Annotated in this window: 16 protein-coding genes and 1 riboswitch; of the genes, 11 read left to right on the top strand and 5 right to left on the bottom strand. The window is 67.6% G+C overall.

From position 1 onward, the window contains the following. Positions 1-233: 233 nt before the first annotated feature. Positions 234-2,075 carry a phosphomethylpyrimidine synthase ThiC gene (gene thiC / locus GWK63_RS00985; protein WP_007397000.1) on the top strand — a complete coding sequence of 614 codons (1,842 nt, stop codon included), beginning with the start codon at positions 234-236 and terminating at the stop codon, positions 2,073-2,075. 164 nt (positions 2,076-2,239) lie between these two features. On the opposite strand, the gene GWK63_RS00980 is transcribed toward thiC, so the two are convergent. The 3 genes from GWK63_RS00980 to GWK63_RS00970 all read right to left on the bottom strand — a co-directional run bounded on the left by GWK63_RS00980 (position 2,240) and on the right by GWK63_RS00970 (position 4,907). Further along, positions 2,240-2,638, bottom strand: a complete 399-nt coding sequence (locus tag GWK63_RS00980; RefSeq protein WP_007397002.1) for a hypothetical protein — start codon at positions 2,636-2,638, stop codon at positions 2,240-2,242. A 176-nt stretch (positions 2,639-2,814) separates the two neighbouring features. Then, positions 2,815-3,906, bottom strand: a complete 1,092-nt coding sequence (locus GWK63_RS00975) for a branched-chain amino acid aminotransferase (protein ID WP_007397003.1) — start codon at positions 3,904-3,906, stop codon at positions 2,815-2,817. 140 nt (positions 3,907-4,046) lie between these two features. Then, positions 4,047-4,907, bottom strand: a complete 861-nt coding sequence (locus GWK63_RS00970; RefSeq protein WP_007397004.1) for a nitroreductase family protein — start codon at positions 4,905-4,907, stop codon at positions 4,047-4,049. Positions 4,908-5,234: 327 nt separating this feature from the next. Here GWK63_RS00970 and acuI point away from each other — a divergent pair, with 327 nt between their 5' ends. Beyond that, positions 5,235-6,215: an acrylyl-CoA reductase (NADPH) gene (gene acuI, locus GWK63_RS00965; RefSeq protein ID WP_034926962.1), complete on the top strand. Its 981-nt coding sequence runs from the start codon at positions 5,235-5,237 to the stop codon at positions 6,213-6,215. Between the two features lie 65 nt (positions 6,216-6,280). Here the strand turns inward: acuI and GWK63_RS00960 are convergent, their stop codons facing one another. Then, entirely contained in the window at positions 6,281-6,505 is a 225-nt protein-coding gene (locus tag GWK63_RS00960) for a CbtB domain-containing protein (protein WP_007397007.1), read from the bottom strand. A gap of 166 nt (positions 6,506-6,671) precedes the next feature. On the opposite strand from GWK63_RS00960, the gene GWK63_RS00955 reads away from it, so the two are divergent. From GWK63_RS00955 to cobJ, 9 genes are all read left to right on the top strand, one after another. After that, entirely contained in the window at positions 6,672-7,199 is a 528-nt protein-coding gene (locus tag GWK63_RS00955) for a histidine phosphatase family protein (RefSeq protein ID WP_007397009.1), read from the top strand. Between the two features lie 54 nt (positions 7,200-7,253). Then, a riboswitch (cobalamin riboswitch) is annotated at positions 7,254-7,487 on the top strand. 16 nt (positions 7,488-7,503) lie between these two features. Next, positions 7,504-7,632, top strand: a complete 129-nt coding sequence (locus tag GWK63_RS17385) for a hypothetical protein (RefSeq protein WP_258365819.1) — start codon at positions 7,504-7,506, stop codon at positions 7,630-7,632. Positions 7,633-7,644: 12 nt separating this feature from the next. Continuing rightward, positions 7,645-8,043 carry a DUF1636 domain-containing protein gene (locus tag GWK63_RS00950; protein ID WP_007397011.1) on the top strand — a complete coding sequence of 133 codons (399 nt, stop codon included), beginning with the start codon at positions 7,645-7,647 and terminating at the stop codon, positions 8,041-8,043. A gap of 5 nt (positions 8,044-8,048) precedes the next feature. Continuing rightward, on the top strand, positions 8,049-9,095 hold the full coding sequence (gene cobW / locus GWK63_RS00945) for a cobalamin biosynthesis protein CobW (protein WP_007397012.1): 1,047 nt from the start codon (positions 8,049-8,051) through the stop codon (positions 9,093-9,095). A gap of 136 nt (positions 9,096-9,231) precedes the next feature. Then, on the top strand, positions 9,232-12,603 hold the full coding sequence (gene cobN / locus GWK63_RS00940; RefSeq protein ID WP_007397013.1) for a cobaltochelatase subunit CobN: 3,372 nt from the start codon (positions 9,232-9,234) through the stop codon (positions 12,601-12,603). Then, positions 12,600-13,835, top strand: a complete 1,236-nt coding sequence (cobG, locus tag GWK63_RS00935; RefSeq protein ID WP_007397014.1) for a precorrin-3B synthase — start codon at positions 12,600-12,602, stop codon at positions 13,833-13,835. Before cobN ends, cobG begins: the two co-directional genes overlap by 4 nt. After that, positions 13,832-14,473 carry a precorrin-8X methylmutase gene (locus tag GWK63_RS00930; RefSeq protein ID WP_007397015.1) on the top strand — a complete coding sequence of 214 codons (642 nt, stop codon included), beginning with the start codon at positions 13,832-13,834 and terminating at the stop codon, positions 14,471-14,473. Before cobG ends, GWK63_RS00930 begins: the two co-directional genes overlap by 4 nt. Further along, the gene (locus GWK63_RS00925; RefSeq protein ID WP_007397016.1) at positions 14,470-15,207 is read left to right on the top strand and encodes a precorrin-2 C(20)-methyltransferase; all 738 of its coding nucleotides are present in this window, start codon (positions 14,470-14,472) and stop codon (positions 15,205-15,207) included. The genes GWK63_RS00930 and GWK63_RS00925 overlap by 4 nt, the downstream gene beginning before the upstream one ends. Continuing rightward, a complete protein-coding gene (gene cobJ, locus GWK63_RS00920; protein ID WP_007397017.1) occupies positions 15,204-15,977 on the top strand; it encodes a precorrin-3B C(17)-methyltransferase in 774 nt (257 codons plus the stop codon). Before GWK63_RS00925 ends, cobJ begins: the two co-directional genes overlap by 4 nt. On the opposite strand, the gene GWK63_RS00915 is transcribed toward cobJ, so the two are convergent. Continuing rightward, entirely contained in the window at positions 15,941-16,711 is a 771-nt protein-coding gene (locus GWK63_RS00915) for a cobalt-precorrin-6A reductase (protein ID WP_112209828.1), read from the bottom strand. The two genes, cobJ and GWK63_RS00915, sit on opposite strands and share 37 nt — an antisense overlap. Positions 16,712-16,721: the final 10 nt, after the last annotated feature.

Here is a 16,721-nt window from a genome sequence, read left to right as displayed (position 1 = left end):
AGTCCCGACAAGGGGCTGAGAGACCGCTGGCATGGACCACCATGCGCGCGGAGACCCTGCCGGGCGCATCGTGCGTTCCGGGGAACCTGATCCGGCTCATACCGGCGGAGGGACTGGTGCAGACAATCGGCACAAGGCTGCGGCATAGCGCCCGCAGGTGAACACGCAAGCCGCGTGGCGCCCGGTTTTCTCCCCCACACCCCCCTGTCGGAGAGAACGCGAGGAGCATTGCCATGTCCACCGTTGCTTCGCCTTCATCTCCCGACCATGTCACCACCGGCCCCATCATGGGGTCCACCAAGGTCTGGTCCTCACCCGAGGGGCACGCGCATATCCGCGTGCCTTTCCGTGAAATCGCGCTGGAACCCGGCGCCAACGAACCCCCGGTGCGGGTGTACGACACATCCGGCCCCTATACCGACCCCGCCGCCCGCATTGACGTGCGCCACGGGCTGCCCCCCATCCGCGCGCCATGGATCGCGGCGCGCGACCTGCCCGCCATCACCCCGCGCGCCGTCCGCCCCGAGGATAACGGCTTTGCCAAGGGCGAGCACCTGATCCCGTCCTGCCCCGCCCCCCATACGGTGCATGAAGGCCGCCCCGGCCAGCGGGTCACGCAGTATGAATTTGCCCGCGCCGGCATCATTACCGAGGAAATGATCTACGCCGCCCACCGCGAGAACCTTGGCCGCGCCACGATGGTCGAGGGGGCTGCCGCCCGCCGTGCCGATGGCGAGGATTTCGGGGCGGACATACCCGAATTCGTCACCCCCGAATTCGTGCGCTCCGAAATTGCCGCCGGCCGCGCCATCCTGCCCGCCAACATCAACCACCCGGAACTGGAACCGATGGTGATCGGGCGCAACTTCCTGGTGAAGGTCAACGCCAATATCGGCAATTCCGCCGTCACGTCCTCGGTCGCGGAGGAAGTGGAAAAAATGGTCTGGGCCATCCGCTGGGGGGCCGATACGGTGATGGACCTGTCCACCGGACGCAACATCCACAACATCCGCGACTGGATCCTGCGCAACGCGCCGGTGCCCATCGGCACGGTGCCGCTGTACCAGGCGCTGGAAAAGGTGGGCGGCGTGCCCGAGGACCTGACATGGGAGATCTTCCGTGACACGCTGGTCGAACAGGCGGAACAGGGGGTGGACTACTTCACCATCCACGCCGGCGTGCGGCTGCGGCATGTGCCGCTTACGGTCGACCGTGTGACCGGCATCGTCTCGCGCGGCGGGTCGATCATGGCGGGATGGTGCCTGCACCACCACCGCGAGAGCTTCCTGTATGAACATTTCGAGGAAATATGCGACATCATGCGCCGCTATGATGTCTCGTTCTCGCTGGGTGACGGGCTGCGTCCCGGCTCCATTGCCGATGCGAATGACGCAGCCCAGTTCGCGGAACTGGAAACGCTGGGCGAACTGACAAAGATCGCATGGGCCAAAGGCTGCCAGGTCATGATCGAGGGGCCGGGCCATGTGCCCATGCACAAGATCAAGGTCAATGTGGAAAAGCAGCTGCGTGAATGCGGCGAAGCCCCCTTCTACACGCTTGGCCCGCTCACGACCGATATCGCACCGGGCTACGACCACATCACATCAGGCATCGGGGCGGCCATGATCGGCTGGTTCGGCACCGCCATGCTGTGTTACGTCACGCCGAAGGAACATCTCGGCCTGCCCGACCGTAATGACGTGAAGGTGGGGGTCGTGACCTACCGCATTGCCGCCCATGCCGCCGATCTGGCCAAGGGGCACCCGGCGGCGCGCATCCGCGATGACGCGATCAGCCGCGCGCGCTTCGACTTCCGCTGGAATGACCAGTTCAAGCTGTCCCTCGACCCGGACACGGCATGTTCGTACCACGACGAGACCCTGCCGCGTGAAGCGCACAAGAACGCGCATTTCTGTTCCATGTGCGGCCCCAAATTCTGCTCCATGCGCATAAGCCATGACCTGAAGGCCGATGCGCAGCGGCTGGCCGGGCTTGAGCAGAAGAAGGAAGAGTTCCGCAGCAACGGCAACCGGATCTATGTGCCGGTGGAAGAGGCCGTGACACCGGCGGAATAGGAGCGTATTTCAAAAATAACAAAAATTGCCGGGCGCCGCCTTTTTCCCAAAAAGGCGGCGTTCTTCCGAAGCTTTTTGAAAAAAGCTTCACCAAAAACCTGTCCATGACTTGCCACCCCCGCAGGCACCACCACATGCTGGCTGGTCGGGTGCGGGTAACAGGCTCAGTCGGTCAGGGCTTCTTCTGCCTGCCGCATGGTTGCAACACCCCCTCCGCTGCGGCGGAGCATGAGGAACCGGCCCGACCAGGAACCAGCGATACGCCATTCCCCCTCAATCTCGCTGCCATCAGCGTTCAGCGCGCCAGTATACAGCACGGCGTGCCGCCGGCCGCCACCTTCGTAGGTTTTGGTAAACCGCACGCTGGTCCCATGGCGCACGCCCCGGATGGTTGAGACAAAGCACGTCTCCCCCTGCCCATTGGCCGCGCGCTCCGTCACGGTGCCACCAAGACCGTCTGCTGTCTCGAACAGCGATGCGGAGAAAAACTCCGGCGGCAACGCATGGGGATAGCTGAACTGCCCGTCCCACTGTCCCGTTACATCCAGAGCCTTCTCAGCCATCGGACCTGTTCTTTCCCTTTGATAAAAATGACAAAAGCTTCCGGGGGCTGCCTTTTTTTCAAAAAGGCGGCATCTTTCCGAAGCTTTTTGAAAAAAAGCTTCACCAGAAACCTTCTTATGATTTGCCAGGCGTGGTCAGGGTCAGGGTGTTCTTCATCCCGGCCCTGACCATACGATCAGATGACTTTTTCCACCCAGCCATGGGGATCGGGTGCCGTGCCGCGCTGGATGGCAATCAGCGCGCTGCGCAGCTTCCCGGTCACGGGGCCGATGCCCCTGCCCTCACCAATGACCGCATCGCCCTTGGGGCCACGGAAGCGCCCGATGGGCGAGACCACCGCCGCCGTGCCACAGGCAAATACTTCGCGCAGGCGGCCGGACGCGGCATCGGCATATAGCTGGTCGATGGCGTAGGGCGCCTCGCGCACGCTCAAACCCTCCGCACGGGCCAGGGTCAGCAGCGAATCGCGGGTGATGCCACGCAGGATGGTGCCGGTCAGCGGCGGGGTGGCGATGGAGCCGTCATCAAACACGAAAAACACGTTCATGCCGCCCATTTCCTCAATCCAGCGGCGCTCGACCGCATCAAGGAACAGCACCTGCGCGCAGCCATGGCCCTTGGCTTCCTGCTGGGCCAGCAGGCTTGCGGCATAGTTGCCACCGCACTTGGCCTCCCCCGTGCCACCGGGGGCGGCGCGGCAGAAATCGGATACCCACACGCTCACCGCCTCTTCACCAAAATAGGCACCCACGGGGGAGGCAATGACCATGAACAGGTATTCCGACGCGGGCTTCACACCCAGGAAGGTCTCGCTCGCGATCATGAAGGGGCGGATGTACAGGCTTTCATCCGGCTTGCCCGGCACCCATTCATGATCCACGCGCACCAGCTGGCGCACCGCCTCGACAAACACTTCATCGGGCACTTCCGGCATGGCCAGGCGTTCGGCCGACTTGCGGAAGCGCGCGGCATTGGCATAGGGGCGGAACAGGGTGATGCCGCCTTCCGCCGTGCGGTAGGCTTTCATCCCCTCGAAAATTTCCTGCGCGTAGTGCAGCACGGCGCAGGCGGGGTTGAGCGTCAGCGGCGCGAAGGGCTGTACCCGGGCATCATGCCACCCCCTGCCTTCCTGATAGCGGATAACGACCATGTTATCTGTAAAGACACGCCCGAAACCGGGGCTGGCCAGAATCTGCGCCCGCTGCTGCGCCGGAACCGGCGACGCATTGGGGGAAAGGGTGAAGGGAAGGGAAGTGGCGCTGTCCATAGCCTTTATTTCTCTTTCATCATGGCGCGGGCACGCTTGTGAAAACGCGCGCCTGCCCGCTGCGGCAGCAGGCAGTGCTAGCAGAAGTTCACCAGAACATTCCGCCGGTCAACCCCGTGCACGGGGGGCAGGCCCGCATTTCATGCCTGATCCAGGCGGAAACCCATGGCCCGCAGCGCCTGCGGCAGGCGCTCGCGGCCATGCAGCGCCGATACGTCACCCAGCCGCGCCAGCATCGCTTCGCTCCAGCTGCGCGCGGGCTGCCCGGCACTGGCCCGGACGGCACGCAGGCGCTCGTCATAGGCCGCGATTTCCGCGCCGGTGGTCGCTGCCGCATCATAGCGTTCCCGGTGCAGCACGCTCTGCTGCGGCAGGCGTGGCTTGATGGTGGTGGGATGCCTGCGGTCGGGATAGCCCACGCTCATGCCAAAGACCGCCATCGTGCGGGGCGGCAGGCCCAGTTCGGCGGCAATGGCCTCGGGGTTGTTGCGCACCCCGCCCACATACACGATTCCCAGCCCGTAGGATTCCAGGCTGGCGGCTGCGTTCTGGGCGGCCAGCGCGGTATCCATCACCCCCGCCAGGAATGTATCCAGGCAGTCCAGCCCCGGCAGGACACGGTCATGGGCATGGCCCACCGCCGCCAGCCGCGCCAGATCCACCACCCAGGCCAGGAAAAGCGGTGCCTGGGCAATGAAGTCCTGCGCGCCCGCCAGTTCGGCAATCCGCGCCCGGCGTGGCCCGTCCTGCACGGCCACGACGCTCCAGGCCTGCATGTTAGAGGATGTGGACGCCGACTGCGCCGCCGCCACGGCCGCTTCCAGCACGCCATCGGGCAGCGGGGCGGAACTGAAGGCCCGTACGGAGCGATGCGCCATGAGGCTGCGCGCCACCGGGCTTTCGGGCAGGGCGGGAATGGCCGGCGGGGTGCCGTAGCGGGCCTGCCACAGGGCATTCATGGATGACAGGGCGGGAAAGGAAGAAAGGGTGATGTCGGACATTGGCATGCCTCCTGCCTGCACAACGGTGGCGGAGAGCGCAGCAGATCACACCACCCCATGCACGAAAAGCAGGCGAAACATCACACCAGCCCTGCGCATTCCGGCGGAAAGGCGGCGCGGGCGGAAACCATGGTGCCCCTTCATGGAATATACCATTTGGTCTTTTTAAAATTCCTTCTGAATCAAAGGATCTTTTCGTTTCCTGCCTTCACGTTCATGCGAAGTCCAGCCCCCGGCTATAGGAAGATAGACCTAAATAATGCATGAAATCACACCACGGGCGGCCCACACGCATCATCTTCCCTGCATCAAAGGAACCACGCCAGCATGTTCGAGGCCCTCATGATCCGCCGTGCCGACGGCGTTGTCACCACCCGGCTGGAACAGGTCGGACCCGATGCCCTGCCCGAGGGCGACGTGACCGTGCAGGTCAGCCATTCCAGCCTGAATTACAAGGATGCCCTGGCCATGACCCGTGGCGCGCCGGTGGTGCGGCGCTTCCCCATGGTGCCGGGCATCGACCTGGCCGGGCGCGTGGTGCAGTCGCACGATCCCGTCTACCAGCCGGGGGACCAGGTCATCGCCACCGGGTGGGGACTGGGGGAAAGCCACTGGGGCGGCCTTGCGGGCATGGCGCGCCTGCCGGGGCGGTGGCTCCTGCCGCGGCCCGGCGGCCTGTCCGCCCGCCAGGCGATGGGAATCGGCACCGCCGGCTTTACCGCCATGCTGTGTGTCATGGCACTGGAAGACGGGGGGCTGACCCCCGCCTCGGGGCCGATCATCGTCAATGGGGCCGGTGGGGGCGTGGGGGGCATGGCCATCATGCTGCTGGCCCAGCTTGGCTATGAAGTGGTGGCGGTAACGGGACGGCCCCAGCTCCATGCCTACCTGACCAGCCTGGGGGCGGCCGAGATCCTGCCCCGCGATACGCTCAGCCCGACCGGCAAGGCGCTGGAGACGGCGCGCTGGGCGGGCGGGATTGACGTGGTGGGCAACGATGCGCTGGCCACCATGTGCGCCTCGGTCATGCACGGGGGCACGGTTGCGGCCTGCGGGCTGGCCGGGGGGATGAACCTGCCGCTGACCGTGGCGCCCTTCATCCTGCGCAATGTACGCCTGCAGGGAATCGACAGTGTCATGTGCCCGCGTCCGCGCCGCATGGCGGCATGGGCACGGCTGGCGCGCGATCTTGACCCGACCCGGCTCGACAGCATGCTGCATGACGCGCCACTGGCCGATGCCATCGGCATAGCCCCCCGCATCCTGGCCGGTCACATCCGGGGGCGGACGGTCATTACCGTTGCCTGAACAGCGAAAAGGCGGCATTCCCGCAGGGGAACACCGCCTTTCCGCACGTAGCCGAAGCCTGCTGCCTAGTGGCAGGGGAAGCCCAGCAGGTGGCGGCCGTCATGTACGAATTCATGCACGTAATGGCCGGAAATGAGTGCGGTCGCCCCCTGTTCCGCGCCGACGAAATAAATCAGCAGCGACGCCAGTACCAGCCCGAACACACCCCACGGCAGCAGGTCACGCACCGGGATGGAAACCTGCGGTGCGGCAATGCCCGTGCTGGACAGGACGGATGTATCTTGGCTCATACCGGAAAACTCCATGGATCACGCACGACCCGGAGCAGTATGCCTGGAACCCGGCGCCCGCGCCTGCTCCCGTAACCCGGATCTGGCGGCATGTTTCCAAAATTGGCATGAAAGGTCAATCACTCCTTGCGCGTGCCGCCCTTTCGCCCCACGCAGGCCCCCTGCCATGAACCAGATCCTGACCTGCCTTGCCCTGCCCGCGCCCGACAGCCTGCGCCGGGGCGTCTTTCCCGACCCGGACGCACCCGTCACCCTGCCGCCTGCGACAGGCCGCGCCCTGTCCGCGGCACAACTGGCCCTTGTGCCGCCTGCCCTGCTCCCGGCCTGTCCCTCCGCCCGGCCGGATGCCAGCCTGAACGGCGTGGACATGGGCGCATGGCGGGGGATGCCGCTGAAGGACGTGCCCCCCACGGACCTTGCCCGCTGGGTGACCGACCCCGGCTTTGCCCCGCCGGGCGGCCAGAGCCGGGCGGCGCATCTGGGCCACATGCGGGCATGGCTTGCGGGCCTGCCCCGCGCGCCCGCGCATCTGTGTGTGGCGGCGGATGCGGCCGTAATACGCGCCATCGTGGTGGCGGCGCTGGGCGGCACACCCGCCATGCTGTCAAAGCTGGATATCGCCCCACCCAGCACCACGCGGCTGACCCGCCACACGGGCTGGCGCGTGGCGGTTGCGGGGGCACCCCTGTCATGATGGCACGGCATGCCCATGGCGGCGCCTGCCTTTGACAGCGCGGGGGCCAATCGTCTAGATCCAGCCCTTGATGGTTCCCCCTTGGGGAGAATAGGGAAGACGGTGCGCCCATGGGCAAGTCCGTCGCTGCCCCCGCAACTGTAGGTGGCTGTTTTCCGGCCCGCCCCCAAAACGGGGCTGGCAGCGTCACTGGTTGCCGCCGCAGGGCGGCACCGGGAAGGCCGCCGGAAAAGGGAGGGTTCACCCTCCGCCACAAGCCAGGAGACCTGCCATCCTTCCCGCCGCCCCATGGGCGGCGTGGAACATGACCGAATCCAATCGCATGGCTGGCGGGGTGCCCGGCACGCGACAGGCCACCGCCACGCAGGCCCTGCGGGCGGGGCCGCAACCGTGCACCCCATCACCCTGCCGCCCGCGCGGCAGACCGCATTGAGGGTACGCCGCCATGACCACGCCACCGCAGCCGGACCCTACGGGCACAGCGCCCGTTCACCTGCATGTCTGTGTGACGTGCCGCCGTGGGCTGCCCGCATCCGACAACCCGCAGGGGCGGCAGTTGCATGATGCGCTCATGGCGCTGGCGCGGGACAATCCGCAGGTCGTCATCCACGAAGTGTCCTGCCTTGCGGCCTGTGACGAAGGCTGCACCGCCGTGGTGGCCAGCCCCGGCAAATGGGGCTGGCTGCTCGCCCGGCTTGGCCCGGAGAAGGCCGCCGACCTGCTGGCCTATACCGCCGCCTATGCCGCCTCGCGCAGTGGCACCGTCATGCCGTCACGCCGCCCCGCCAGCCTGTCGGACATGGTGCGCGGCCGCTTTCCCGCATCGCTTTTTTCTGGAGCCTGACCGTCATGCCCCCTTCCCCCACCGCGCGCGCGCGCGTGCCCGTTACCGTCATCACCGGCTTTCTGGGTGCGGGCAAGACCACGCTGCTGCGCCATGTGCTGGCCAATGCAAAAGGCCAGCGCATTGCCATCGTGGTCAATGAATTCGGCACGCTGGGCATTGATGGCGACACGCTGCGCGCCTGCGGCGTGGAAGGCTGCCGCGATGAGGACATCGTGGAACTGACCAATGGCTGCCTGTGCTGCACGGTGGCGGATGACTTCCTGCCCACCATGGAGGCCCTGCTGGACCGCGCCAGCCCGCCGGATCACATCGTGATCGAGACATCGGGCCTGGCCCTGCCCAAGCCGCTGCTCAAGGCGTTCGGCTGGCCCACCATCCGCACGCGCATGACGGTGGATGGCGTGGTGACGGTGGTGGATGGCCCCGCCGTGGCCGTCGGCCGCTTTGCCGATGATCCGGAAGAAGTGGCCCGTCAGCAGGCCGCCGACCCCTCGCTCGACCACGACAACCCGCTGGCCGAAGTATACGAGGACCAGCTCCTGTGCGCCGATCTGGTGGTGCTGAACAAGACCGACCTCATGACCCCCGCACAGGCCGATGCGGTGGAAGCCGCGATCCGTGCCGAGATCCCGCGCGCGGTCAAGGTGGTACGCGCGACCGACGGGCAGGTGGACCCCGCCATCCTGCTGGGGCTGGATGCGGCGGCGGAAGACGACCTTGCGGCCCGCCCTTCCCACCACGATGCCGAGGGCGGCGAGCACGAGCATGATGATTTCGAGAGCTTCGTGCTGCCGGTTGCCGAGCAGGCCAGCGTGGAGGATTTCATCACCCGGCTGAAAACCGTGGCCGAGCAGCACGACATCCTGCGCATGAAGGGCTACGCCACGGTGGCAGGCAAGCCCATGCGGCTGGCGGTGCAGGGCGTGGGCAGCCGCTTCCGCCACCAGTTCGACCAGCCGCTGCCCCAGGATGGCCTGCGCGGCGGCAACCTTGTGGTGATTGGCCAGAAGGGGCTGGACCAGGCGGCGATTGCGGGCATGCTGGCATAAAATGTTTTAAACCAACTGATAAAAGTTTTTGGGTGCCGCCTTTTTCAAAAAGGCGGCGTTCTTCGAAGCTTTTTGGAAAAAAGCTTCACCAAAAACTTTTTTATGATTTCAAGGGTATGGAAACAGGGCGGGCACCATGCATCTGCTGGCACGCGAAATCCGCACGCTGGATGACGGCGATCAGGCGCAGGACCTGGGGCATGCCCCGGCCGATATCGTGTTCCTGTCCTTTTCCGACAGTGACCTCCTGTGCCTGAACGCGGCGCATACGGCACCGGATGCGCCCGCCGCCAGCCTGCGCAGCGCCAACCTGTCCTGCCTGCTGCACCCCATGTCCATCGACCTGTATGTGGCCGATACCATCATGGACTCGCGCTGCGTGGTGGTGCGGCTGCTGGGCGGGGTGGAATACTGGCGCTACGGGGCAGAGGAACTGGCCCGCGCCTGCCAGCAGGCCCGCATACCGCTGGCCTTTGTCGCGGGTGACGGGCGCGATGACCCGCGCCTTGCCGCACTTTCCACCGTGGATGAACCCGTCCGCGCCCGCCTTGATGCGCTGCTGCGCGCGGGTGGGGTGGCCAACACGGCCACCGCCCTGCGGCTCATGGCGCATCTGGCCGGGTGCGGGCCGGACGAGAACACGCCCCCCGAACCCCTGCCACCAGCCGGGCTGCTGCAGGCGGCTGATGCCGCCCTGCCGCTGCGCGCGATGGTGGTGTTCTACCGCGCGCACCTGCTGGCGTCGGATATCGACCCCATCATGGCGCTGGCGGCCGGACTGGCATGCCATGGCATGGGGGTGGACCTTGTCTATGTCACCTCGCTCAAGGATGCGGCATCCATGCGTGTCCTTGCCGCCCGCCTTGCGGTAGCACCGCCTGATGTGATCATCAACGCCACCTTCTTTTCCGCCCGCACGGGCGTGGAGAACGTCTCCCCGCTTGACCTGGCCGGGGTGCCGGTGCTGCAGGTCCAGCAGCCCGGCATTCCCTATACCTTATGGCGCGACAGCGTGCGCGGCCTGTCGCAGGCCGATCTGGCCATGCAGGTCGTGCTGCCTGAACTGGACGGGCGGATTCCCGCCTTCCCCATTTCCTTCAAGGAAGAAACCACACCCGGCCTGCCCGCACGCCATGTGCCCTATCCGCAGGGCGTGGAACTGACCTGCGCGCGCGCGGCAGGCTGGGCGCGGCTAGGCCACAGGCCGGCTGCCGGGCGGCGGGTGGGCATCGTGCTGTCCGACTATCCCGGCGCGCAGGGGGCCCCCACCGGGCAGGCGGCCCATGCGGTGGGGCTGGACAGTCTTGCAAGCCTTGAACACATCATGCACCTGCTGCACGGCGCGGGTTACGATACGGGCAGCCTTCCCCTGCCAACGGCGGACGGGCTGGCCCATGCACTGGCCCGCGCGCCTGCCCGGCCCTTCGTGTCCGTTGCCACATACAAAAACTGGCTGGCGGACCTGCCGCCCGCGCTACAGGCAGAACTTGAAGCCTGCTGGGGCGCGCCGGAGACGGACCCCGCCTGCACCGATGGCCAGTTCCACCTGCGCCATGTGCAACCGGGGCATATCCTTCTGGCGCTACAGCCCGATCGCGGCACGACCACCGACCGGCATGGCGGCTACCATGACCCCGATACACCCCCACGCCATGCCTATGTGGCCTTCTACCTGTGGTTGCAAAACATCCTGATGCTGGACGCCATGGTGCATCTGGGCACGCATGGCACGCTGGAATGGTTGCCGGGCAAGGCGGCGGCACCTTCGGCGGGGTGCTGGCCTTCGGTGCTGGTGGGCGGGATGCCGGTCATCTATCCCTTCATTGTCAACAACCCCGGCGAGGCGGCGGCCGCGCGGCGCAGGCTGGGGGCCGTCACCATCGGGCACCTCACCCCCCCCATCATGGCGGCGGGCCATGCGGGCAATGACACGGGCGAACTGGAACGCCTGATTGATGAATATGCCGCAGCCGACGGGCTGGACCGCAGGCGGGGCGCCATCCTGCGGGGCGAGATCCTGCAACGCGCCGACAGCCTTGGCCTGCTGGGCGAAAGCGGCGTGGACCGGACAGCGGACGAGGACGAGGCCCTTGCCCGCCTTGATGCCTATCTGTGTGACGTGAAGGACCTGCAGATCCGCGACGGGCTGCATGTCTTTGGCCGTCCCGCGCCGCACATGGCGGAACTGGCCCGCACCATCGCCCGCTCCTGCGGCACGCAGGCCCCGGCGGACATCCCGGCCCGGCTGCATGCCTGCGGGCAGGCGGAAAGCCGTGCCCTTCTGGCGGCACTGGACGGGCGCTTCATCCCCGCAGGCCCCGCCGGTGCCCCCACGCGCGGGCGGGCGGACGTGCTGCCCACGGGGCGCAACCTGTATGCCATGGACCCGCGCGCCATCCCCACCCGCTCGGCACTGGTTCTGGCGCAGCGCACCGCCGCACTGCTGCTGGAAGGCCATCTGCAGGATCAGGGCGAACCGCTGCGCAGCCTGGTGATCGACCTGTGGGGTTCGGCCAGCCTGCGCACCGGCGGCGAGGACCTGGCCCTCGCCCTGCTGCTGATGGGGGTAAAGCCGGTCTGGGATCAGGCTTCGGGGCGGGTTACGGGCATCGAGATCATTCCCATGGCGGAACTTGACCGCCCGCGCGTGGATGTGACGCTACGCCTGTCGGGCCTGTTCCGCGATGCCTTTCCCGGCCAGATCGCGCTGTTCGAACAGGCGGTGCAGGCCATTGCGGCCCGCACTTCCGAAGCCCCCGACCTGAACCCGCTGGCCGCCAGCACGGCGGGGCTGGAGGGGAACGCGCGACAGGCGGCCACGGCGCGCATGTTTGGCGCGGCACCGGGCACCTATGGCACCGGGATGGAGGACATGCTGGCCAGCGGCGCATGGCAGGCACATGACGAACTGGGCAAGGCCTGGCTGAACGGCTCCGCATGGGCTTATGGCGGCAACCGCGAGGGCACGCAGGCGCCCGACCTGCTGGCCGCGCGCATGGCACAGGCCGCCATCGTGCTGCATGTGCAGGACAACGCGGAAACCGACATACTGGAAAGCGTGGAGGCCGCCACCCATGAAGGCGGCATGGCCGCCGCCGCCGCCATGCTGGGCAACATGCCCCGCCTGCTGCATGGCGATACCTCGCGCCCTGACGCCCCCCGCCTGCGTACCACCGCGCAGGAAGTGGCACGTGTAGTACGCGGGCGGCTAGCCAATCCGGCATGGCTTGCGGGCATGCGCCGCCATGGCTACCGGGGCGCGGCCGAGATTGCCCGCACCGTTGAGGCCCTGCACGGCTTTGCGGCCACCCTGCCCACCCGGCTTGACAGGCAGTTCGACCTGACCTTCGCCGCCGTGCTGGATGACCCGCAGATGGATGCCTTCCTGCTGGATGCCAACCCCGACGCGCGTGATGCCATCCGCCGCCTGATGGCCGATGCCCTGCGCCGCGACCTGTGGCGCCCGCGCGCCAACAGCGCCGCCATGCTGCTGGACCTGGCACCATGACCGCACCCCCCGGCGTGCGCGGCTGGTGCCCCGGCCTGCATACCCCCATGGAAGCCGCCGATGGCTGGCTGGTGCGCGTGCGCCCGCCGCTTGGCCGCCTGTCGGGCCAGCAGGCGCATGCCATTGCCCAGGCGGCCCGGACGCACGGCAACGGGCTGATCGAACTGACCAGCCGGGGCAACCTGCAACTGCGTGGCCTGACACCGGACAGTGCCCGTGCCTTTGCCCGTGACATGCAGGTGGCGGGACTGGCCAGCACGGATGCCGCGACCGAGGCCCGGCGCGGCCTGCTGCTCTCGCCACTGGCCGGGATCGACCCGCGCGCCGCCCCCGATACGCCGGATGTCATCCGTGCGCTGGATGCCGCCCTTGCCGGTGCCATCACCCTGTGCGGCCTGCCCGCCAAATTCGTGATTGCGGTGGAATGCGGGGGCTACGTGCCCACCGGCACGCTACGGGCGGATATCACGCTGCGCGCCAGCGGCGCGGGCTGGCTGGTCATCTGTGGTACGCGGGCATGGCCCTGCACCGGAATGTCAGGGGTGGAAATGGTCCTGGCACTTGCCCATGCGCTGGCAGCGCTGGATGCGCCCGCCCGTCCGCTACGTGACCCGGCGCAGGCTGATGCCGCCCTTGCGGCCCTTGGCGTGCTGGATGCAACACAACCGGCACCGCAGGAACGCCATGAACCGCCCCCGCTGGCAGGCCCCCTGCCCGGCCACGCCATGGGTGCTGTCCTGCCGCCCGGCCCGATCAGCGCTGGCCTGCTGGATGACGTGGCCCGGTGGTGCACGGACCGGGGCAACGGCCAGATGCGCATTGCCCCGTGGCGGTCGATCATATTCGAACACTGCACAACGCCACCGCCCCAGACCGGCCTGATAACCGACCCGGCCGATCCGCGCCTGCGCATATGGGCGTGCATTGGCGCGCGCGGCTGCGGCTGCGCGCCACGTGACGTGACTGCCGATGCCCTGTACCTGGCCCCGGACCTGCCTGCATCCATGCGCCTGCATGTTTCGGGCTGCACCAAGGGCTGCGCCCATCCCGCCCCGGCGGACCTGACGCTGGTGGCCGGAACGGATGGCTACAGCCTGTGCCCGCATGGCCGGGCGGACGATACACCTGTAGACAGCGGGCTTTCGCTGGCACAGATACAGCAGATCCTGCGGGCATGGACCCCGCCCGCCCACGACGCCACCCACCCCAACGGGAGAACACGACCGGCATGACCCCGCAGACGGAACCGTATGACTACATCCACGATGGCGCGGCCATTTATGCCCGGTCCTTCGCCATTATCCGCGCCGAGGCCGATCTAGGCGGACTGACCGAGGCCGAGGCCCGCGTGGTCGTACGCATCATCCACGCCTGCGGCATGGTGGACGTGGCGAAATCCATCCGCATGTCGCCCGATTTCGTTACCCGCGCACGCGCCGCCCTGCTGGCGGGCAGGCCCGTGCTGTGTGATGCCAACATGGTGGCCCATGGCGTGACCCGCGCGCGCCTGCCGGCTGACAACCCGGTCATCTGCACGCTGCGCGACCCGCGCACGCCTGCGCTTGCAAAAGAAATTGGCAATACCCGCTCGGCCGCCGCCATGGACCTGTGGGGCGATGACCTGAAGGATGCCGTGGTGGCCATTGGCAATGCGCCGACCGCACTGTTCCACCTGCTGGAAATGCTCCGCGCGGGCGCACCCCGCCCGGCGGCCGTAATCGGCATGCCGGTGGGTTTTGTGGGCGCTGCCGAATCCAAGGAAGCCCTGGCGGAATTTGGCGACCTGCCCTTCATCATCGTACGCGGGCGACTGGGGGGCAGCGCCATGGCGGCGGCCACCGTCAATGCATTGGCGAGTGAAGCGGAATGACGCAGGGCACACAGGCAGGCCGCCTGTCCATACTTGGCATGGGACCGGGGGACCCGGAACTCATGACCGTAAAGGCCGCGCGTATCTTACGTGAAAGCCCGGTCATCGCCTGGTTCTGCCGCCATGACCGCCCCGGCCATGCGCGCCAGATCGCGGGCGACCTGCTGCCCCCCACGGCCACCACCCTGCGCTTCGCCTACCCCTTCACCACCGAGATCGCGGTCAGCGACCCGGCCTATCTGGTGCGCATGGCAGCCTTTTATGATGACTGCGCCCGGCAGGTGGCCGACCACCTGCTGGCCGGCACGGACGTGGCCCTGCTGTGCGAGGGCGATCCCTTCCTGTTCGGCTCGGCCATGTATGTGTTCGACCGGCTGCATGAACGCTTCGCATGCACCATCGTGCCCGGCATAACCGCCATGAGCGGCTGCTGGTCGGCGGCACAGCGCCCCATGGTGCATGGCGATGACGTGCTGTGCGTCATTCCCGGCACGCTGGATGAAGCGGCCCTGACGCAATGGCTGGAACAGGCCAATGCCGCCGTGATCATGAAGCTGGGCCGCAACCTGGAAAAAGTGCGCCGCGCGCTCCGTGCTGCGGGACGGGAGGCGCGTGCGATTTACGTCGAACGCGCGACCCAGCCGCAGCAGCGCAGCATGAAGCTTGCCGACATGACCGGGCCTGCTCCCTATTTCTCGATCATTCTCGTACCCGGACGGGAGGGCGCGCGATGACGGGCGGGACCGGGCGGATCTTTGTCGTGGGGCTTGGCCCGGGGAACGCGGCCCAGCGCACGCCGGAAGCCGACGCCGCGCTGGCGCAGGCCACCGACCTGATCGGCTACGCCCCCTATGTGGCGCGCGTTGAAGCCGGGCCGGACGTGGTGCGCCATGCCAGCGACAACCGCGTGGAACTGGACCGCGCGCGCCATGCGGTGGAACTTGCGCTGGCGGGACGGACCGTGGCGGTTGTCTCCGGCGGGGATGCCGGGGTCTTCGGCATGGCCAGCGCCGTGTTCGAGGCCATCGACCACGGTCCCGCCGCATGGCGCGGGGTGGAGGTCACGGTCATTCCCGGCCTGTCCGCCGTGCTGGCGGCGGCGGCCCGGCTGGGCGCGCCGCTGGGGGGGGATTTCTGTGTCATTTCACTGTCCGACAACCTCAAGCCGCGTGAGGTCGTCCACCGCAGGCTGGCGGCGGCGGCCGGGGCGGGACTGGTCGTGGCACTTTACAATCCGCGTTCAAGGGCCCGGCCGGACCAGCTGGGCGCGGCATTTGCCCTGCTGCGTACCATCCTGCCCGGCACGGTGCCGGTAGCGTTTGCCCGCGCCATAGGGCGTGCGGATGAGCGCGTGATCCTGACCGATATTGCCCATGCCGACCCCGAACAGGTGGATATGAGCACGCTGGTGCTGATCGGCTGCCCGCTCACCCACACCATTACCCGCGCGAACGGGGAAAAATGGCTTTATACATCCCGCAGCGTGGCGGCCCCGTGCGCGTGAAGCCCGTCCAGCCATGCCATGGCGGCGGTGGCATCCGCTACGGTCTGGGCCGCCGCCACGGGGGGGCGGGCCACCATGATCACCGCCACCCCCAGCCTGCGCGCCGCCGCCAGCTTGGCGTAAGTGGCGCTGCCGCCGGAATTCTTGGTCACGACTACATCAATGCGCTCATGGCGCAGCAGGGCTTCCTCCCCCGCCTCATCAAAGGGGCCACGGGCCAGCAGCACCCGGCAACCCGGGGGCAGCAGGCCGGCATCAGGCTGGTCCACGCTACGCAGCAGCCAGTCATGTGGCCTGGCGCTGGCAAAGGGCAGCAGGTCCTTGCGGCCGACCGTCAGCAGTACGCGCCGGGGCGCGGTGCCCAGCGCGCGGGCGGCGGCTTCCATATCCGGCACGATGGTCCAGCGATCACCCGCCACGGGTGTCCAGCCCGGCCGCTCCACGCGCAGCAGGGGTACGTGCGCCTGCATGCAGGCCCGCACCGCATTGCCGCTGATCCGGGTGGCAAAGGGGTGGGTGGCGTCCACCACCGCATCAGTGCGGTGCGCCAGCAGCCATTCCCGCAGCCCCTCCGCCCCGCCAAAGCCGCCAATGCGCACGTCCAGCGCGGGCAGGACGGGCGCGCGGGTCACGCCGGCAAGGGAGACGGTGGTGCGAAAACGCGCGGCCTGCTGCTCCAGCAGGCCGTAAAGCTGCCGTGCCTCCGTCGTGCCACCCAGAACCAGAACCCGCATCGTTTCCCCC

The sequence above is a fragment of the Komagataeibacter rhaeticus genome (genome assembly GCF_011611525.1).
In the GTDB taxonomy this organism is placed as follows: domain Bacteria; phylum Pseudomonadota; class Alphaproteobacteria; order Acetobacterales; family Acetobacteraceae; genus Komagataeibacter; species Komagataeibacter rhaeticus.
This window is presented reverse-complemented; position numbering and strand designations above follow the sequence as displayed.

Excerpts from the sequence above, each read along its gene's own strand:
- GWK63_RS00980 (WP_007397002.1), bottom strand. The coding sequence starts at position 2,638 with ATGGCTGAGAAGGCTCTGGATGTAACGGGACAGTGGGACGGGCAGTTC.
- GWK63_RS17385 (WP_258365819.1), top strand. The coding sequence starts at position 7,504 with ATGACCGAATCCAATCGCATGGCTGGCGGGGTGCCCGGCACGCGACAG.
- GWK63_RS00925 (WP_007397016.1), top strand. The coding sequence starts at position 14,470 with ATGACGCAGGGCACACAGGCAGGCCGCCTGTCCATACTTGGCATGGGA.
- GWK63_RS00950 (WP_007397011.1), top strand. The coding sequence starts at position 7,645 with ATGACCACGCCACCGCAGCCGGACCCTACGGGCACAGCGCCCGTTCAC.
- GWK63_RS00915 (WP_112209828.1), bottom strand. The coding sequence starts at position 16,711 with ATGCGGGTTCTGGTTCTGGGTGGCACGACGGAGGCACGGCAGCTTTAC.
- GWK63_RS00930 (WP_007397015.1), top strand. The coding sequence starts at position 13,832 with ATGACCCCGCAGACGGAACCGTATGACTACATCCACGATGGCGCGGCC.
- cobW (WP_007397012.1), top strand. The coding sequence starts at position 8,049 with ATGCCCCCTTCCCCCACCGCGCGCGCGCGCGTGCCCGTTACCGTCATC.
- GWK63_RS00970 (WP_007397004.1), bottom strand. The coding sequence starts at position 4,907 with ATGTCCGACATCACCCTTTCTTCCTTTCCCGCCCTGTCATCCATGAAT.
- acuI (WP_034926962.1), top strand. The coding sequence starts at position 5,235 with ATGTTCGAGGCCCTCATGATCCGCCGTGCCGACGGCGTTGTCACCACC.
- cobN (WP_007397013.1), top strand. The coding sequence starts at position 9,232 with ATGCATCTGCTGGCACGCGAAATCCGCACGCTGGATGACGGCGATCAG.
- GWK63_RS00955 (WP_007397009.1), top strand. The coding sequence starts at position 6,672 with ATGAACCAGATCCTGACCTGCCTTGCCCTGCCCGCGCCCGACAGCCTG.
- cobJ (WP_007397017.1), top strand. The coding sequence starts at position 15,204 with ATGACGGGCGGGACCGGGCGGATCTTTGTCGTGGGGCTTGGCCCGGGG.
- thiC (WP_007397000.1), top strand. The coding sequence starts at position 234 with ATGTCCACCGTTGCTTCGCCTTCATCTCCCGACCATGTCACCACCGGC.
- GWK63_RS00975 (WP_007397003.1), bottom strand. The coding sequence starts at position 3,906 with ATGGACAGCGCCACTTCCCTTCCCTTCACCCTTTCCCCCAATGCGTCG.
- cobG (WP_007397014.1), top strand. The coding sequence starts at position 12,600 with ATGACCGCACCCCCCGGCGTGCGCGGCTGGTGCCCCGGCCTGCATACC.
- GWK63_RS00960 (WP_007397007.1), bottom strand. The coding sequence starts at position 6,505 with ATGAGCCAAGATACATCCGTCCTGTCCAGCACGGGCATTGCCGCACCG.